Source organism: Streptomyces sp. NPDC001816 (assembly GCF_042892235.1).
In the GTDB taxonomy this organism is placed as follows: domain Bacteria; phylum Actinomycetota; class Actinomycetes; order Streptomycetales; family Streptomycetaceae; genus Streptomyces.
Map to the genome: position 1 here is coordinate 451503 of NZ_JBIATY010000004.1, position 13744 is coordinate 465246.

Annotated in this window: 11 protein-coding genes and 1 pseudogene; 4 read left to right on the top strand and 8 right to left on the bottom strand. The window is 70.9% G+C overall.

The features are described from left to right. Positions 1-19: 19 nt before the first annotated feature. The gene (locus ACFYZZ_RS17580; RefSeq protein ID WP_389176462.1) at positions 20-748 is read right to left on the bottom strand and encodes a hypothetical protein; all 729 of its coding nucleotides are present in this window, start codon (positions 746-748) and stop codon (positions 20-22) included. A 193-nt stretch (positions 749-941) separates the two neighbouring features. Between ACFYZZ_RS17580 and ACFYZZ_RS17585 the strand changes: the two genes are divergently transcribed. The 3 genes from ACFYZZ_RS17585 to ACFYZZ_RS17595 all read left to right on the top strand — a co-directional run bounded on the left by ACFYZZ_RS17585 (position 942) and on the right by ACFYZZ_RS17595 (position 2794). Further along, the gene (locus ACFYZZ_RS17585) at positions 942-1394 is read left to right on the top strand and encodes a hypothetical protein (RefSeq protein WP_389176464.1); all 453 of its coding nucleotides are present in this window, start codon (positions 942-944) and stop codon (positions 1392-1394) included. Between the two features lie 96 nt (positions 1395-1490). Next, positions 1491-1970, top strand: a complete 480-nt coding sequence (locus ACFYZZ_RS17590; protein WP_389176466.1) for a hypothetical protein — start codon at positions 1491-1493, stop codon at positions 1968-1970. 80 nt (positions 1971-2050) lie between these two features. Next, positions 2051-2794: a class I SAM-dependent methyltransferase gene (locus ACFYZZ_RS17595; RefSeq protein ID WP_389176468.1), complete on the top strand. Its 744-nt coding sequence runs from the start codon at positions 2051-2053 to the stop codon at positions 2792-2794. 3 nt (positions 2795-2797) lie between these two features. Here the strand turns inward: ACFYZZ_RS17595 and ACFYZZ_RS17600 are convergent, their stop codons facing one another. The 6 genes from ACFYZZ_RS17600 to ACFYZZ_RS17625 all read right to left on the bottom strand — a co-directional run bounded on the left by ACFYZZ_RS17600 (position 2798) and on the right by ACFYZZ_RS17625 (position 11009). Beyond that, on the bottom strand, positions 2798-3739 hold the full coding sequence (locus ACFYZZ_RS17600) for a DMT family transporter (RefSeq protein WP_389176470.1): 942 nt from the start codon (positions 3737-3739) through the stop codon (positions 2798-2800). Between the two features lie 128 nt (positions 3740-3867). Further along, complete coding sequence (locus tag ACFYZZ_RS17605) at positions 3868-5841, bottom strand: ABC transporter ATP-binding protein (protein WP_389176472.1); 1974 nt, start codon at positions 5839-5841, stop codon at positions 3868-3870. A 99-nt stretch (positions 5842-5940) separates the two neighbouring features. Continuing rightward, on the bottom strand, positions 5941-6072 hold the full coding sequence (locus tag ACFYZZ_RS17610; RefSeq protein WP_389176474.1) for a hypothetical protein: 132 nt from the start codon (positions 6070-6072) through the stop codon (positions 5941-5943). A 124-nt stretch (positions 6073-6196) separates the two neighbouring features. Further along, a complete protein-coding gene (locus ACFYZZ_RS17615; RefSeq protein WP_389176476.1) occupies positions 6197-7321 on the bottom strand; it encodes a lipid II:glycine glycyltransferase FemX in 1125 nt (374 codons plus the stop codon). Between the two features lie 53 nt (positions 7322-7374). Then, entirely contained in the window at positions 7375-8151 is a 777-nt protein-coding gene (locus tag ACFYZZ_RS17620; RefSeq protein WP_389176478.1) for a metallophosphoesterase family protein, read from the bottom strand. Next, positions 8148-11009, bottom strand: coding sequence for an FAD-binding and (Fe-S)-binding domain-containing protein (locus ACFYZZ_RS17625; RefSeq protein ID WP_389176480.1), 2862 nt, complete (start codon positions 11007-11009; stop codon positions 8148-8150). Before ACFYZZ_RS17625 ends, ACFYZZ_RS17620 begins: the two co-directional genes overlap by 4 nt. A 156-nt stretch (positions 11010-11165) precedes the next feature. On the opposite strand from ACFYZZ_RS17625, the gene serC reads away from it, so the two are divergent. Then, positions 11166-12284 carry a phosphoserine transaminase gene (serC, locus tag ACFYZZ_RS17630; protein ID WP_389176482.1) on the top strand — a complete coding sequence of 373 codons (1119 nt, stop codon included), beginning with the start codon at positions 11166-11168 and terminating at the stop codon, positions 12282-12284. Positions 12285-12515: 231 nt separating this feature from the next. Here serC and ACFYZZ_RS17635 read toward each other — a convergent pair. Then, positions 12516-13383: pseudogene (locus tag ACFYZZ_RS17635) on the bottom strand (sensor histidine kinase); the annotation flags it as partial. Between the last annotated feature and the right edge of the window lie 361 nt (positions 13384-13744).

The following is a 13744-nucleotide window of genomic DNA, read 5'->3' on the forward strand; positions in this document are numbered from 1 at the left end:
TTCGAGTGGTTGCGGGTGGTTACGAGTGGTACAGCACCCTGACCACCATCGTCTCGGGCGGAAGGGCGTCGAGGTAGGCGTTGAACTCCCGGCGGTAGTCCGGCCCGCCGTACTCGACCCACCGGCCGTCCAGTGTGAGGAGGGCGGGGGTGGGCAGCGCCTCGTCCACACGGGCCGCCACGAACGCCTCCCGGTCGGGGCCGAAGAAGCCGATCGGGTCGTAGGGGAACCGTTCCCGCAGCTCCGGGTCCTCCCTGAAGGCCCGGATCAGCGGCTGAGCGGCGTACTCCGCCCGGGCACGCTCCTCGGGGCAGCCCACCGGGTCGAGGTACGCCCGGTCGAGGTAGTGGCCGGCGGACAGCGCCGGGGGGTGGCCGGCGGCGAACCGCGCCCAGTCGTCCCACCGCCGGGCGGCCTCGTGCGCGGCCGCCTCCCGGTCGGTGTCGAGGTCGAGAAGGGCCCGGGGCCCGCCGTGGCAACGGTCCCGGGGCAGCTCCTCCTCCGACGGTCTCCACTCGTCGTTCCGGACCAGCCGGGGGTCGTCCTCGTGATCGGGGAGAACCGCGAAGGGGCAGTTGGAGCCGGAGATGAACCAGTAGTCCCACTCGCCGACCCAGTCGGGGTGCGGTCTGTCCTCGCGCCAGTAGTAGTGGGGAGCCATGGCCTCCCCGATCGCCTGGCGCAGGGCGTCGGGGTCGGCGGGGTCGCTGGGCGGTGGGACGCAGACGGTGATGCGCTGTTTGGCCATGATCCCTGTCTAGCGCAGGGCCGTGATTCCAAGAATGTTGTATCCCTGCACAGCCGTCCGCGACTCCAAGACGTCGTTTCACTTGGTGAGTCGGCGGCAGTTGATGAGGCTGGTGGTGAAGGCGGGGAGGTGCTCGGGCTTGCGTTGGTAGCGCCGGTTGCCGGGCGGGCACGGTGCGTGGTCCCATCTCGCCATGAGCAGAGCCGCGGACGTCATCGTGCTGGCCCCCTACTGTGACGCTGTGATGGAACCGCTGACCCGAGAAGAACCCGGGCGCAGCTGGCGGGGGCGGTTCGAACCGGTGCGGGCCCAGGATGGCGGCTTCGGCTACGGCTGGGCGATCGAGTTCGACAAGGCGCGGGGACGGTCCGGGCTCCTCAAGGATCTGGAGTCGCTGCCCTGGCCGCATCCGGGCGGGGTGCAGGTGTTGATCCGCGACCAGGACGACGACTGTTTTGGCCTATGGATGCTGTACGACGGCAAGCTGGTGGAGGTGCCGTTGCCGCGCACGGAGCGGTTCCACCGGCCTGCACCGCCGACCGAGCAGTTCCCGCCGGACCCCGGCATGCTGCTGCGCACTGACATTCGCCGGCAACTGCCCGAGCAGACCCCGTCGGAGCTCCGGGACCCCCGCCCGGCCTGGTAAGAGAGCGTTTTCAGGGGAAATCCCCGGACGGATCCGACCGTCTTCCGCACCGCGATCGACACCCGGATCGCGGACACCGGATTCGTACTGGACCAGTTGGAAGCCCTGGCGGCCGGGCGAAGCGACCTCGGCCGTGCGCTGGATCTGAGGCGGGTGGGCATCTACGGCCACTCGGCGGGTGGGACGACAGCGGCAGAGGCGATGCACGAGGACCGCCGCATCAAAGCGGCGATCAACCTGGAGGGCTTTCTGGACTACCCGGACGGGAAGTTGTTCCCGGTTGCCGAGCACGGGGCGGACCGGCCGCTGCTCCTGCTGGGAACCGACGGCTTCTCGGAGAAGAAGGAGCTGGAGCGTTCCTGGTCGATCATGCGGCGTGTCCACCGGCGGGAGATCGACAACGCCACGCATGGGGTGTTCACGGATTACGCGTCCACTGCGCCCCAGTTGCAGTCAGCCAGGCTCATGACGGCTGACAACCGGAACAAGCTCATCGGGGCGATTGCCCCGGAGCAATCTGTGCCGCTGGTGCGCGGCTACATGCGCTCGTTCTTCGCCCGGCACCTGCGGGCGTAGATCTACTGTCGCTGCGCGCGGCTCTTCGTCCAGCAGAAAACCACACGCGTGGCGGGGCGTGGCCGCAGTACCGTCAGCCGGTGACTGATGAAGACGGTTACTTCGGGGAAGCGGTCGCGGCGAGGTACGACGAATCGTCCGCGGAGATGTTCGCGGCGGAGGCCGTGGACCCGGTTGTCGGGTTTCTCGCGGAGCTCGCCGGTGACAGTGGGCGGGCGTTGGAGTTCGGGGTCGGGACCGGGCGGATCGCGCTGCCGCTCGCGCGGCGCGGGGTCGAGGTGCACGGGATCGAGTTGTCCCGGGCGATGGTGCGGCGGCTGCGGGACAAGCCGGGCGGTGACGCGATCGGTGTGTCCGTCGGGGATTTCGCGACGGCGAAGGTGGACGGCGACTTCTCCGTCGCCTATCTCGTCTACAACACGATCATGAATCTGACCTCCCAGGACGCCCAGGTGGACTGCTTCCGCAACGCCGCGAACCATCTCGGGCCCGGCGGCTGCTTCGTCGTCGAGGTCGCGGTGCCCGACCTGCGCCGGCTGCCGCCCGGGCAGAACGCCGTGCCGTTCCGCGTGGAGGAAGGGCGGCTGGGCTTCGACCTGTACGACGTGGCGACGCAGTCGATGAGCTCGCACCATGTGCGGGTGGTGGACGGCGACGCCACGTACCTGTCCGTTCCGTTCAGGTACGTGTGGCCGGCGGAGCTGGATCTGATGGCCCGGCTCGCGGGGCTGCGGCTGCGCGAGCGGTGGGACGGCTGGAGCAGGGAGCCGTTCACGAGCGAGAGCCGGCAGCACGTCTCGGTGTGGGAGAAGCCCGCCGACTGACGCCTACTGGCCCTCGGCCGGAAGAGGCGGCACCTTCCCCCGGCCCACCTGAGTCCGCACCGCGCCGATGCTCGCCGCGATGACCAGGGCGATCGCGGCGGCCTCCGTGGCGGACAGGGCCTGGCCGAGGATCAGGAAGCCGGCTGTGGCCGCGATGGCCGGTTCCAGGCTCATGAGGATGGCGAAGGTGGAGGCGGGCAGGCGGCGCAGGGCCAGGAGTTCGAGGGTGTAGGGCAGCACCGAGGAGAGCAGGGCCACCGCCGAGCCGAGGGCGACGGTGGTGGGGTCGAGGAGGCGGGTGCCCGCCTCGGCAATGCCCAGGGGGAGGAAGAGCAGGGCCGCCACGGCCATCGCGAGGGCCAGACCGTCCGCCTGCGGGAAGCGGCGGCCCGTACGGGCGCTGAAGACGATGTAGGCCGCCCACATGGCGCCGGCACCCAGGGCGAAGGCCACACCGGTGGGGTCGAGGTCGCTGAAGCCTCCGCCGCCGAGCAGGAAGACGCCCGCGAGGGCCAGACCCGCCCACACCGCGTTGATCGCACGGCGGGACGCCAGGACGGACAGGGCGAGGGGGCCGAGGACTTCGAGGGTGACCGCGGGGCCCAGCGGGATGCGGGCGACCGCCTCGTAGAAGAGGCCGTTCATCGCGCCCATGGTGATGCCGAAGACGACCACCGTGCCCCAGTCGGTGCGCGAGTGGCCGCGCAGCCGGGGCCGGCAGACCACCAGGAGGACCACGGCCGCCGCGAGCAACCGCAGGGTGACGACGCCGAGCGCGCCGGCCCTCGGCATCAGGGTCACCGCGAGCGCCCCGCCGAACTGGACCGAGATTCCGCCGGCCAGCACCAGCCCGACGGGTCCGAGCGAGCCGAGGCGGCGCGGGGCACCACCCGAGGGTGCGGGCGCTTGCTGCGTCGAGGGTGCGGTGGCGCTGGGGGTGCTCACGGGCGGTCCTGGGGCTGGCTCGGATCAGATCTTGTTCATCTCGATGTACTACCGAGTCCAGGGTAATAGACTTCGTCAGGAGTGTGAACCCTTTATGTAGCTGTCCTGGATGCTGAGATGCGTGGGGGTCAGATGCCGGACCAGGGGTCCTCATGCGCGGGCTGGGGCCACGATGCGGGTTGGGCAGAGTATGGGTCGTAGCCATGGCCGTGGCCGTGGCCGTGGCCGTGCGGGTACTGCTCGACCTGCGCGTACTCGTACACCGGCGCCGGCTCGGGCGGCTGTGCCTCCTCGAACAGTGGCAGTCGCAGCTCGGCCGTGTCCATCACCGCGTTGTTCTGCGAGCGGTGCAGCCGTGCGTAGGCCCCGCCCCGTGCGAGCAGTTCCTCGTGGCGGCCCGTCTCGACGATGCGGCCACGGTCCACGACGAGGATGCGGTCGGCGTCGGGGGCCAGGTTGAGGTCGTGGGTGATCATGATCGTCGTGCGGCCGGTCATCAGGCGGCGCAGCGGCTTGACCACCCGGCGGGCGGCCATCGCGTCCAGGCCGGTGGTCGGCTCGTCCAGGACCAGGACCGGGGCGTCGCGCAGGATCGCGCGGGCGATGGCCAGGCGCTGGAGCTGGCCGCCGGACAGCCGGGCCGAGTTGGGGTCGACCCTGGTGTCGTAGCCGTCGGGGAGCCGGACGATGAAGTCGTGTGCGTCGGCCGCCCGCGCCGCCTCCTCGATGGCCTGGTCACTGGCGCCGGGCCGGCCGCAGGCGATGTTGGCGCGGACCGTGTCGTGCAGCACCAGGGTCTCCTGCGGGAGGAGGGTGACGTACTCGCGCAGGCGGGCCAGCGGGAAGTCGCGCAGGGGTATGCCGTCCAGCAGGACCTGGCCGGAGTCCGGGTCGTAGAAGCGGAGCAGGAGCTTGGAGACCGTGGACTTTCCGGCGCCGCTCGGGCCGGTGACGATCACCAGTTCGCCGGGGCTGACCGTGAAGGACAGGCCTTCGAGGGCCGTGCGGTCGGCGCCCGGGTAGCGGAAGGAGACGTCGCGGACCTCGATCGTGCCGTCCGGGCGGCCGGTCTCCATGCCCCGCCGGGGGTCGGTGACCGAGGGCCGCACGTCCAGGATCTCGATCAGCCGCTCGGCGCCCGCCGTGGCCGCGGTGACCGTGAGCCCGAGCTGGGCCAGGCCCCGCACGGGCGGGTAGAGGTAGCCGAGGAACGCGGCGAAGGCGAGGAGCTGGCCGAGGGTCATCCGGCCGGTGGAGATCTCCCAGGCGCCGATGCCGATCACCGCCAGGACGCAGATCGTCTCTATGACCTGGACGAGTTGTTCGTAGGCCTCGTTGAGGCGGGTGGCGCGGACCGAGGCCCGGAACCAGGCGTTCGCCTCCCCGCTCAGCCGCCGCCGCTCGGCGTCCCGGCGGTCGTACGCCTGCGTCAGCACGATGGTGCCGAGGGACTCCTCCACCACGGAGGTGATCGCGCCGTCGGCGACCCGGCCCTCGCGGGAGACGTCCTTGATGGAGCCGGAGAAGCGGCGGGCCGCCAGCCAGAACAGCGGGGCGAGGACGAAGGTCGCGGCGGCCAGGTCCCAGCGCAGCCAGAACGCGGCGGCCGCGTAGAAGAGGGCGGAGAAGGCGGCCGAGGCGGCGCCGACCAGGCCGGACACGACCATCGTCTCGATCGCCTCGACGTCACTGGTCAGCCGGGAGAGCAGGTCGCCCTGGCGGTGGCGCTGGAAGAAGTGCGGGGGCAACTGCTGCACATGGTCGAAGACGTGCTCGCGCAGCCGCATCACGAAGCGCTCGGTCGCCCACGCGGCAAGGGAGTTGCCGGCGTACGCGACCAGCGCGCCGACCACGGCGACGCCCAGCCACTTGACGGCCGGACTCCAGAACGCGGCCAGCGAGCCCTTCTGCAGGGCGTGGTCGGTGAGGTCGCTGAAGAGCAGGATGGACTCGGTCTCGGCGAGCGCGGCGAGCACCGTGCACACCCAGACGAGAAGCAGCCATTTCCTGAGCCCCTTTGTCAGCGGCCAGAATCGGCGGAACGCCGTCCTGGCGAGAATGGCAGGCGTCTCGTACTCGAATTCTTCGCTCTCGTCCGTCACCGGAGTCCCTTTCCGAATCACCTTCCCGAATCAACTTCCCGAATGAAGGCGAAAAGGGGTCGACGGTGCACCATCGACCCCTTTCGGCTCAGCGTCGGATCACTGGTCCCGGCCGGGCACCGGCTTGGGCAGCGGCTTGTGGACGTGCTTCTTGGGCTTCGGCTTCGGCGGCGGCGGGAGCTGCTTCGACTTGGGCTTCGGGGGCAGCGGGGCAAGCTTCTTGAAGCTCATTTCGACTCCTGGTGTTTTCGCAGTTCTATGGTCCGGGAATTCCGCGTCCGGAACCCGACACCGAAGAAGCTACACAGGCGCTCTGTGATTCCCCTTGGAACACCTTGGAATTACTTGAGGGGCCTCAGCGCCGGGACATGTAGACGTCGAGCGCCTTGTGCAGCAGCCGGTTGAGCGGGAAGTCCCACTCCCCCACGTACTCCACCGCCTCGCCGCCCGCGCCCACCTTGAAGCGGAGCAGCCCGAGCAGGTGGTTGGACTCCTCCAGGGTGTCGGTGATCCCCCTGAAGTCGTAGACGTGGGCGCCGAGTTCGTGTGCGTCGGCCATCATCCGCCACTGCATGGCGTTGTTGGGCTGGACCTCGCGCTTGCGGCTGGTGGAGGCGCCGTAGGAGTACCAGACGTGGCCGCCGACGATCAGCATGGTGGCCGCGGCGAGCACCTCGCCCTCGTGGTGTGCGAGGTACAGCCGCATACGGTCGGGGTGTTCGGCGGCGAGCGCCGTCCACATGCGCTGGAAGTACGGCAGCGGGCGCGGGATGAACCGGTCGCGCTCGGCGGTCTCCGTGTAGAGGCCGTAGAAGACCGGCAGGTCCTCGTATCCCCCGCGCACGACCTGCACGCCGGCCTTCTCGGCCTTCTTGATGTTGCGCCGCCACTGCTGGTTGAGCCCGCGGTGGACCTCCTCCAACGACTTCCCTGTGTACGGCACTTGGCACACATACCGAGGCTGCCCGGCGGCGAACCCCTCCTCGCTGCCCGCCTCGGCCTGCCGCCAGCCCATGCGCCGCAGCCGCTCCGCCAGCTCCACGGCACGCGGCTCGGTCGACGTCGCCTCCGCGTCCCGCAGCCGGTGCGCGCCCGGGTCGGCGATCGCGGCCTTGACCGCCTCGGGACTCCACCGCCGCACGACCACGGGCGGCCCCATCTTCACGGAGAAGGCACCGCGCCCCTTGAGATAGGCCAGCATCGGCTCCAGCCAGCGCTCCAGGTCGGGCACGTGCCAGTCGATGACGGGCCCTTCGGGCAGGTACGCCAGATACCGCTTCACCTTCGGCAACGGCCGCAACAACACCAGCCCGGCACCCACCAGCCGCCCGTCCCCGTCGAACCATCCCAGGCTCTCCGCCCGCCAGTCGGGCTTCACATCGCCCCAGGACGGGAGCTGCATGTGGCTGACCGAGGGCAGAGAGGCCACGAAGGACAGGTGCTCGGCACGGCTGATGGGTTGAAGACGGAGGGACGTCATGCGGGCTGTGCTCCTTCAGGGGTGCTTGGTTCCGTCAGCTTATGAACCCGCCGCTACGAAACCTCAGAAGCCTCCCTGCCGTCCTTCGGCCCCCAGGCCGCCAGCACCTCCGTGTCCGAAGCCCGCGCGTGAAGGAAGTAGTCGGCCCACTCGGCGATCTGCGGATACGCGCACTCGGCGGTGAGCCGGGCCGCCGCCCCCGGTATGTCGTACGACGTCACGCGCAGGTCGGCTCCGGGGCCCAGGAGGCACCAGTGGGCGCCGGGACGGCCGTACGGCATGCCGATGCTGCCCGGGTTGACCACCAGGCGGCCGTGGGCCAGGCGGACGTAGGGCATGTGGGTGTGGCCGCAGACGACCGTGCCGATGTCGGGGGCGAGGCCGGAGAAGACCTCGGCCCAGCGCTCAGGGCGGGAGTCCACCAGCACCACCTCCTCGTCGTCACGCGGGGTGGCGTGGCAGAAGAGCACCTTGCCGAGGCCGCGGACGCGCAGGGTGAGGGTTCCGGGCAGTGCGGCCAGGAAGTCCACCTGGTCCTCGCGGAGCGACTGCGCCACGAACGGGCCGATCGGGTCCGGGATCTCCGTGCGCTGGCCCCGCCGGTACTCCACCAGTTCCCGGTCCGCGTTCCCGCCGACCCACAGCACCCGGTCGCCCAGCGACCGCAGCAGGTCCAGCACCTCGGACGGCTGGGGGCCCGCCGTGATGTCCCCGGTGAGGACGATCCGGTCGGCGGCGGTCACTTCGGGCTCTGCCAGGACGGCCTCCAGGGCGGGGAGTACGCCGTGGATGTCGGAGAGGACTGCCAGCCGGGTGTGTTCCTCGGTCATTTCTCCACTCCCGATGCTCCCGATACTTTCGATCCCGATACTCCCGATGCTTTCGATTCCTTCTCCAGGCCCTCTGCCAGTACCTCCGCCAGGTGTCGGCCCCGCACCCCCGCCAGCTGCTCCAACTGGGTGCGGCACGAGAAGCCGTCCGCCAGGATCACCGTGCCCTCGGCCACGCCCCGTACCGACGGCAGCAGCTGCTCCTGCGCGCATGCCTTCGACACCTCGAAGTGGCCTTTCTCGAAGCCGAAGTTGCCCGCAAGTCCGCAGCAGCCGCCGCTCAGCTCGCCGGTCAGGCCCGCGGACTCGCGCAGGCTGCGGTCGGCGGCGTCGCCGAGGATCGCGTGTTGGTGGCAGTGGGTCTGGCCGGCGACCGGGCGGTCGACGGCGGGCGGGGTCCAGTCAGGGGCATGGCGTTCGAGTGCCTCGGCGAAGGTGAGGATCGATGACGCCAGCCGGGGGGCGCGTGGGTCGTCGTGCAGGAGTTCGGGGAGGTCGCCGCAGAGGGCCGCCGCACAGCTCGGTTCCAGGACGACGACCGGGGCGCCCCGGCGCAGCACCGGTTCCATCAGGTCCAGGGTGCGGCGCAGCACCGCGCGGGCCCGGTCGAGCTGGCCGGTGGAGACGTAGGTCAGGCCGCAGCAGACCCCGCCGCCGAGCGGGTGGGACGGTGGCAGGACCACCCTGAGGCCGGCGGCCTCCAGCACCCGGACGGCCGCCTGTCCGACCGAGGGCGAGAGGTGCTCGGTGAAGGTGTCGGGCCACAGGACGACCAGGTCTCCCGTGGTGCGCCGCTGCCGCCGTCGCCACCAGTGGGTGAACGGCTCCTTCGCGATTCTTGGGATCTGCCGTTCCGGTGCGATTCCGCCCAGGCACTTCCCCAGCCGGGCCAACGGCCGTACGGACGCGAGTCGGTTGAGCAGCGGCGCCGTGCGGGTTCGTGCCACCCAGCGCAGCCATACCGGCAGCCATCCCATCGTGTAGTGGGCGGCGGGACGGCGTCGGCCCTCGTAGTGGTGATGCAGGAACTCGGCCTTGTAGGTGGCCATGTCGACGCCCACCGGGCAGTCCGAGCGGCAGCCCTTGCAGGACAGGCACAGGTCCAAGGCGTCCCGGACCTCCGTGGAGCGCCAGCCCGTCGTGACCAGTTCGCCCCCGAGCATCTCGTGCAGCAGCCGGGCCCGCCCACGGGTGGAGTGCTCCTCCTCGCCGGTCGCCCGGAAGGAGGGGCACATCACGGCGGACCCGGCCACCGTGGTCGTACGGCACTTGGCGACGCCGACGCAGCGGCGGACGGCCGCGCCGAAGTCGCCGCCGTCGGCCGGGTAGCCGAAGGTCACGTCCACCGGGCGGCGGGGCAGGACGGAGAAGCGGAGGTTGCTGTCGAGCGGGGCCGGGCGGACCAGCATGCCGGGGTTGAGGAGGTCGTCGGGGTCCCAGACCGCCTTGGCCCGCTCGAAGAGCCGTACCGTCTCCTCGCCGTACATCCGCGGCAGCAGTTCCGCGCGGGCCTGGCCGTCGCCGTGCTCCCCGGACAGTGAGCCGCCGTGGGCGACGACCAGGTCGGCCAGCTCCTCGGAGAAGCGCCGGAAGCGGCCGACGCCCGCCTCGGTGAGCAGGTCGAAGTCGATGCGGACGTGGATGCAGCCGTCGCCGAAGTGGCCGTACGGAGTGCCGCGCAGGCCGTGGGTGGAGAGCAGGGCGCGGAAGTCGCGCAGGTAGGCGCCGAGCCGGGCGGGCGGCACCGCGCAGTCCTCCCAACCCGGCCAGGCCTCGCTGCCGTCGGGCATCCGGGTCGCCGTACCGCTCGCGTCCTCTCGGATGCGCCACAGGGTCCGCTGGGCCGCCGGGTCCGTCACCACCAGGGAGTCGACGACGTCGGCCGCGCGGACGATCGCCTCCGCACGCGCGCGTGCCTCGGCCGGTGTCTGTCCGCCGGTCTCCACGAAGAGCCAGGCGCCGCCCGCCGGTAGCCCGGCCGGCGAGCGCACCAGGTCGGCCGCCATGCCCTCCACCGTCAGCGGGCCGAGAGGCAGGAGTCCGGCGGCGGCCTCGGCGGCGCCGGACTCGTCGCCGTACGCCAGCACCGCGAGGGCCCGTGCGCGTGGGGCCTCGACCAGCGCTACGACCGCCTCGGTGAGGATGCCGAGGGTGCCCTCGGAGCCGCAGAAGGAGCGGGCGACGTCGGCGCCCTTCTCGGGGAGCAGGGCGTCCAGGGCGTATCCGGAGATGCGGCGGGGCAGATCGGGGAAGCCGGTGCGCAGGCGGGCCAGGTCGCCCTCCACCAGGGCGCGCAGCCCGTCCGGCGCTCCGGCCCAGTCCCGGCCCGGCCGCAGCCGCTGCCCGCGCGCGGTGATGACGGACAGCTCGCGGACGCTGTCCGCGGTCGTCCCCCAGGCGACCGAGTGGGAGCCGCAGGAGTTGTTGCCGATCATTCCGCCGAGCGTGCAGCGACTGTGGGTGGACGGGTCGGGGCCGAAGCGCAGGCCGTGCGGGGCGGCGGCCTCCTGGAGGCGGTCGAGGACCAGGCCCGGCTGGACGACGGCCGTACGGGTGGCCGGGTCCAGCTCCAGCAGGCCGTTCATGTGCCGGGTGAAGTCCAGCACCACGCCCGTGCCGGTCGCCTGCCCCGCGATCGACGTGCCCCCGCCGCGCGCCACCACCGGCACTGCGCGTGCCCGGCACACCTCCAGCACCGCCGCCACGTCCTCGGCGTCCCGCGGGGCCACCACGCCCGCCGGGACCCGCCGGTAGTTGGACGCGTCCATGGTCACGAGCGCCCGGGCGGTGACATCGAAGCCGACCTCACCCCGGACGACCCCACGCAGCTCCGCCTCAAGGCCCGAGAGATCCGTCATGCGTCCAGGATGCATCCGATCACGCACAGTCACCGTGACTTTTCCACAGCCCCGCAGGTTTCGTCGTACAACCTCACAAGTCCGCAGTTCAGCGATCTTGTCTCATCGGACGGACACGGTTCCGTCCCGTTTCACGTGGGCGATACCCTCCGACTCGTGGCCGACATCCAGATTCCCGCTGACATCAAGCCCGCCGACGGACGCTTCGGCGCGGGCCCCTCCAAGGTGCGTACCGAGGCCCTCGAGGCGCTCGCCGCCACCGGAAGCTCTCTGCTCGGCACCTCCCACCGCCAGGCCCCGGTCAAGAACCTGGTGGGCCAGGTCCGCGAAGGCATCAGCTCCCTGTTCTCCCTCCCCGACGGCTACGAGGTCATCCTCGGCAACGGCGGGTCCACCGCCTTCTGGGACATCGCCACCCACGGACTGATCGAGAACAAGTCCCAGCACCTCAGCTTCGGTGAGTTCTCCTCCAAGTTCGCCAAGGCTGCCAAGCTCGCCCCGTGGCTGGCCGAGCCCACCGTCATCGCCACCGACCCGGGCACCCACCCCGAGGCGCAGGCAGAGGCGGGCGTCGACGTGTACGCCTTCACCCACAACGAGACCTCCACCGGTGTCGCCATGCCGATCAAGCGCGTGGCCGGCGCCGACGAGGGCTCGCTCGTCCTCGTGGACGCCACCTCCGGCGCGGGCGGCCTCCCGGTCGACATCGCCGAGACGGACGTCTACTACTTCGCCCCGCAGAAGTCCTTCGCCTCGGACGGCGGCCTGTGGATCGGCGCCTTCTCCCCGGCCGCGATCGAGCGCGCCGAGCGCGTCCACGCCTCCGGCCGCCACGTCCCGGAGTTCTTCTCGCTCCCCACGGCGATCGACAACTCCCGCAAGAACCAGACGTACAACACCCCGGCCCTCGCCACGCTCTTCCTGCTGAACCAGCAGCTGGAGTGGCTCAACGGCCAGGGCGGTCTGGCCTTCTCCACGGGCCGCACGAAGGACTCCTCGACCCGCCTGTACACCTGGGCGGAGGAGTCCAAGTACGCCACCCCGTTCGTCTCGGACCCGGCCAAGCGCTCGCAGGTCATCGGCACGATCGACTTCTCCGACGAGATCGACGCGGCCGCCGTCGCCAAGGTGCTGCGTGCCAACGGCATCGTGGACACCGAGCCGTACCGCAAGCTCGGCCGCAACCAGCTGCGCATCGCGATGTTCCCGGCGATCGACCCGGCGGACGTCGAGGCGCTGACGAAGTGCATCGACTACGTGATCGAGAAGCTCTGACCTCCTTCCCACGTACGTCCACGAGGGGCGCCCCGGGTCTGCCGGGGCGCCCCTCGTCGTACGACGGCCACCGCCGCCTACGCCTTCACCACCCGGCCCGTCATGAGTGCGGACGCTCGATGGACAGGCGGCCGGAGTCGCAGATGGTGAACAGGTGTGCCGTGGCGGGGGGCAGCTGCCCGCCCTCATGGTCGACGTGGCCGGCGTACGGCTGCTCCGGAACGAACTCCCTGGCGTCGACGGGCAGCATGACCAGCGCGGTCGTACCACCGGTGTCGGACGGGCGCAGCTGGACCCGGATGCCGTGCCGATGGGACAGAGCCCCGACCACGAACAGACCCATGCGGCGGGCGACCGACATGTCCAGGACCGGCGGCGCGGCGAGCAGTTCGTTGGCCTCGGCGAGGTCCTCGGCGAAAAGGCCGATGCCGGTGTCGTGGATCTCGATCAGCACACGGCCCTCGGGCAGTGCGTGACCGGTGACCTTGACCCTGGTCTGCGGCGAGGAGAAGGCCGTCGCGTTCTCCAGCAGCTCGGCGAGCAGGTGAACGAGGTCGGTGACCACACGGCCGGCGATCTCGACGCTGGGCACGTCGGCCAGCTCGACGCGCTCGTACTGCTCCACCTCGGACGCGGCCGCACGGAGCACGTCGACCACCGGGACCGGCCGGGTCCAGCTGCGGCCGGGCTCCTCACCGGCGAGCACGAGGAGGTTCTCGCAGTTGCGGCGCATCCGGGTGGCGAGGTGGTCCAGTTTGAACAACGACGACAGCCGGTCCGGGTCCGTCTCGGACTCCTCCAGGTCGGAGATCAGGGACAACTGGCGCATGACCAGGCCCTGGGAGCGGCGCGAGAGGTTGATGAACATCGCGTTGGCGTTGCTCCGCAGGAGGGCCTGGTCAACGGCCAGTTGTACGTATGCGCGGTGGACGGTGTCGAGTGCCTGGGCCGTCTGCCCGATGTCGTCCAGGCTGTGGATGCCGATGGGCCGCACCACGATGTCCACATCCTCCGGGTGCGCCTGGGACAGCTGCTTGGCCAGCTCGGGCAACCGGACCTCGGCCATCTGCTGCGCGGCCTCCTTCAACTGGCGCAGCGCGGCCGATCTCCTGAGCACCGGAGGCCGGACCTTCGTGGCCCTCAGCGTTGCCTCCTGCAGCAACTCGTCGGCCTTGGTCTTGGCCTCCTCCAACTGGGTCGCGGCCTCCCGGGCGGCTGCCAGGCGTACCTGTTCGGCTTCCAGATGAACGCGCTCCAGGTCCGCCAGACGGTGCTCGGCGACCTCGGCGGCCTTGGCCAGACGCAGCCGCTCCTCCCTCGCCTGCCGCTCCAGCTCCGCTCGCTCGGCGGCCTCCTGCGCCACGGCCAGTTCGGCTTCCAGCTCCCGGCACCGCGTCCGCGCGGCCTCCCGCTCCCGCTCCGCCTCCTGGAGCGCACTCTCCAGACGAGCGACCTTGTCC

What these genes read in the sequence shown, in the direction of transcription:
- ACFYZZ_RS17620 (WP_389176478.1), bottom strand. Translation starts at nt 8,151, where the DNA reads ATGACCGAGGAACACACCCGGCTGGCAGTCCTCTCCGACATCCACGGC.
- ACFYZZ_RS17610 (WP_389176474.1), bottom strand. Translation starts at nt 6,072, where the DNA reads ATGAGCTTCAAGAAGCTTGCCCCGCTGCCCCCGAAGCCCAAGTCGAAG.
- ACFYZZ_RS17585 (WP_389176464.1), top strand. Translation starts at nt 942, where the DNA reads ATGAGCAGAGCCGCGGACGTCATCGTGCTGGCCCCCTACTGTGACGCT.
- ACFYZZ_RS17625 (WP_389176480.1), bottom strand. Translation starts at nt 11,009, where the DNA reads ATGACGGATCTCTCGGGCCTTGAGGCGGAGCTGCGTGGGGTCGTCCGG.
- ACFYZZ_RS17580 (WP_389176462.1), bottom strand. Translation starts at nt 748, where the DNA reads ATGGCCAAACAGCGCATCACCGTCTGCGTCCCACCGCCCAGCGACCCC.
- ACFYZZ_RS17615 (WP_389176476.1), bottom strand. Translation starts at nt 7,321, where the DNA reads ATGACGTCCCTCCGTCTTCAACCCATCAGCCGTGCCGAGCACCTGTCC.